Below are 3434 nucleotides of genomic sequence, written 5' to 3' on the forward strand. Positions count from 1 at the left end.
GTGAGCCTTAGCTTCGCAGCGTGCGAGCCCCTCGGCCACCACTTCGCGCACCTGCTCCGGCTCCGCGTCGAGGCACTCGGGGACAGTGAGTGGCAGCGTGACCTCGTCGGGCCACTGCGTCAGTGTACACCCGTGCGGGACAGCGGTACAGCCACAGTCGAAAGACCACAGAATTGGATCCTCACTGAATCGCGGGGCCTCGACGTTTGTCGGCTTGTGCGTCAGCCGCCGCCCATCGCCCCTCTAATCGGTGCGCTTGTTTCAAAAGGAGAGCGTCCAACGGAGGCGGCATCTGGGCTGGCTCCACCAAAGGAAAGGGCTGGACGTGAACGAACGTCCATAGGTGGAGCGGCTGTCGGACCAAGACGCAGCCTGACAGAACAAGAACAGCAACTGAGGCCTCCCGGTCGAGTCCACTGCGCACAGCACACTTGTTCAGCTGCGCCGCGACCGTCCTCGTGATTTCCTCCATGGCCTGCGTCGCGTCCTCGGTCGTTTCTGCCTCGTGGGCGTCGCCGAACAGACCCGACAGGCGATCAAGACCGATTACGGCCATGCCATACTTGCTCCCGACCGCTCGACGCTCCCTGAGCTGTCGGGCTAGCCGGTTGCAGTTCGCGCGAAGATTCTTTGCGGCTCGCGGTCGCTTGCACTCCGCAGCGCCCCGACCCAGAGATTCTTGGCGGAGAACGACGTCTTCGTGGCCGTCGGTGAGGCCTACGTCGAATCCAATATCGTAGAGAACCGCGGCCGCAACCAGTTCAAGCAGGGTATCTCGAGGCTTGTCGTCGGATTTCGGGTCAAGAGCAGGCCCGGCCAGAATATGCCTCAGCGCCGTGCGAAGTCGCCCTGCATCGAACTCGTCCCACAGGAGCGACGCCAGGTGCAGCTGGTAGCACTGTGCTGATGCTTCGAACATCGCGCGACGCAGCAGCTTCTGTTTCCGGTACACGGCCACAAACTCGGCCGTGGGTTCAGAGTAGTTCTCGAGGCTCCGCAGATACTCGTCGAATCTCGATCGTCGGTTACATGCTACGAGCTTCTTCGCTCGAAGCAGCGCGGTGCGGGCCAGGCTCAGTAGCGCTGATACTGGAAATGACTGCAATAGTCGGAGTCCTGAGAAGTCGGCGTGCCGATGGCCGGCGATATCTAAGGCAGGAGCTCGCGCGGCGCGACACCAAAGGCGCGAGCGAGCTTCCAGATGGTGTACATGGTCACCGAACGGCCCGCCTCGATTCGCTGGTAGTGCCGCAGGCTGAAACCCCGCTCCATCATATCCTCTTGGGTGAGACCACACTGTAGGCGCAACTGTCGTACATGTTTGCCGAACTTGGTGCAGTAGCGCTCGAAACCCCGGTCCACAGCAGCCCAAAGCTACGCTGTGGGGTACAGATTGGACCATGGCTCAAAATGTCGTAGGATGATGCTTGTGGAACGTGGCTGACTGGGTGTTTTGCACCCCCCTTTGAGGACGACGGGTGATCGTGGAACAGCCACGGACTGCGTTCGTACATGTGGAGCCTTGGGAGGACAGGGAATGGCGCGACGACAGGCGACTCTGTGGCTGGGTTTGCTCATAGCCGGATGCTCGGGCGGCGGATCAGGTGGGGTCGACACCGACACTGGCGTGTCAACCCCACGCGCCAGCGGCGATGGGGGAGCTCTGGATCCTGGATCGGACAGCGGCCAGGGCCGCGATTCCGGGCCACACCAGGAGGGCGGCCAGGTGAGGCCACCGGAGGTCGACGCGGGTCCAGTCACGCCACCCAATCGCGACGGATCGGTCCCGCCGACATCGGATGCCGCCCCAGCAGCACCCGCCGGGGACGGTTCGATCACACAGGGAGCGGATGGGGGTGCGCCGACGATGGACTCGGGAGCAGGCTCTCCAAACGATAGCGGGTCACAGACCGGCGACGCGAGCGCGACCGACAGCGGCTTGCTCCCCATACCGGCGGACCCGGTGCCCTGCACGCTTCGCCAGCCTCCGGTCTCATGTAGGAACTGTGATAAGCGCGCAAACGTGTCCCACTATTCTGAGCCCTGCGCGCCCTGTACGATCAGCGAGCCCTTCCGGAAGTGCTGCGACTGCGAGGAGCGCCCTGGATCGCTTCCGGGAAACCCACCGGACATATTCTACAGCGACGTTGCGGACTCGCCCTTCCCCCTGGTGACCGCTGGCGATTGCAGGATTCGCTTTCCGTCGGAATACCTCGGGCATGCGACGTCAGCCGAGCGATACAATGCTCAGTGGCGAGAGAGGTGGCAAGGGTGGTGGGACGACTTCTTCGCGACCTGCTTGGTCGCCCATGGCTTCGAGATCGGCTATCGAGCCGCCGACTGGGTTCCGCCGGCCCCGCCCGCGCCCGGCTCTCTATTGGCTCACTGCGAGTCGACTCCGCCCGATAGCCCCATGACCTGCGAGGATTGCCAGACCGGTAGGCGGACCGAGCTTGTGTGTCGACAAGCGTGCGGATGCCAATGCCCACGTGGGACGAAGCCAGCGGTAGGCACGCTTCAGACTGCAACCTGGTTCATCCCCGCGTACTACGGTGCAGCGTGCGATGATCCTTGATTTGCCTTCCGCTCCCGTGTGCCGCTTCAGCGTCGCATCGTGGCCAGGAGCCGCTCGCGATTTTCAGGAACCTCGTTGATGATCTCGAGGCACTTGCGAACCTTGTAGGGCGATAGCGGCCCGGACCAGGGCATGAAGAGTTTCCGAATGTCACCCAATCCGCGTACGTCCTCAATGGTGATGCAGCGCGTCAGGCGACGCCACGCCTCATGCAGCGCTTCAAGTCGCTCGGGCGGCTCCTCTAGCTCGATGACGAGGTCCACGACGCTTGAATTCAAGGGAAAGCGAATAGCGGTCTACGCAAGGTACTCCACGGACCGCCAGAACGAGACGTCGATTCAGGACCAGTTCCGTGTTTGCCGTGAGTACGCGGAACGGCGTGGCGGAAGGGTAAAGGACGACCTCGTGTTCCATGACGCTCCAGCTAGCTGATCGTAGATGCCGCCAGCGCGCATTCGGTCGAGACTGCGGCGGACATGTTCGAGGCACGCGCTCCCAAATCCCCTGCGATGACCGCGTAAGAGTAATTCGAGGTTCATGCTGTTTGGAAACTTGGGGGCATCCCCAAAGCCGCCGTGTTGCTCATCGGCTTGCCGGCGTAAGCTGCTCACAGCCGTGCGCAGCAAGTTTTCTGAGGGCTCTGCCCGTACATCGGTCAGCACCAGATGATGGTGGGATGACATCAGGATCGCACAGTGCAAACGTATTCCGTGCCGCTGCGCGCTGACGGCCAGGCAATACCGGTAGAGCTCGGTCAGCTCGGGGTCTGGACGAAACAGGTGGGTGCGGCGCAGCGTGCGGCGCGTGACCATCACGGTCATTCCAGGGACGATGTAGCGTGGTTGCGTCATGCTTCGCA

4 protein-coding genes and 1 pseudogene are annotated in these 3434 nt (G+C 62.6%); 1 reads left to right on the top strand and 4 read right to left on the bottom strand.

Going from position 1 to position 3434, the window contains the following annotated elements; genetic code table 11:
* Positions 1-181: 181 nt before the first annotated feature.
* The 3 genes from MJD61_16100 to MJD61_16110 all read right to left on the bottom strand — a co-directional run bounded on the left by MJD61_16100 (position 182) and on the right by MJD61_16110 (position 2853).
* Positions 182-1105: a hypothetical protein gene (locus tag MJD61_16100; protein MCG8556788.1), complete on the bottom strand. Its 924-nt coding sequence runs from the start codon at positions 1103-1105 to the stop codon at positions 182-184.
* A gap of 44 nt (positions 1106-1149) precedes the next feature.
* Complete coding sequence (locus MJD61_16105; protein ID MCG8556789.1) at positions 1150-1362, bottom strand: helix-turn-helix domain-containing protein; 213 nt, start codon at positions 1360-1362, stop codon at positions 1150-1152.
* Between the two features lie 1239 nt (positions 1363-2601).
* Positions 2602-2853 carry a hypothetical protein gene (locus tag MJD61_16110; GenBank protein ID MCG8556790.1) on the bottom strand — a complete coding sequence of 84 codons (252 nt, stop codon included), beginning with the start codon at positions 2851-2853 and terminating at the stop codon, positions 2602-2604.
* Between MJD61_16110 and MJD61_16115 the strand changes: the two are divergent.
* Positions 2825-2959, top strand: a pseudogene (locus MJD61_16115) (recombinase family protein). The gene MJD61_16110 and the pseudogene MJD61_16115 overlap by 29 nt on opposite strands.
* Here MJD61_16115 and MJD61_16120 read toward each other — a convergent pair.
* Positions 2914-3434, bottom strand: a 521-nt coding sequence (locus MJD61_16120; protein ID MCG8556791.1) for a hypothetical protein, incomplete at its 5' end; no start/stop codon positions are given. The pseudogene MJD61_16115 and the gene MJD61_16120 sit on opposite strands and share 46 nt — an antisense overlap.

The sequence above is a fragment of the Pseudomonadota bacterium genome, assembly GCA_022361155.1.
GTDB lineage: Bacteria > Myxococcota_A > Polyangia > Polyangiales > JAKSBK01 > JAKSBK01.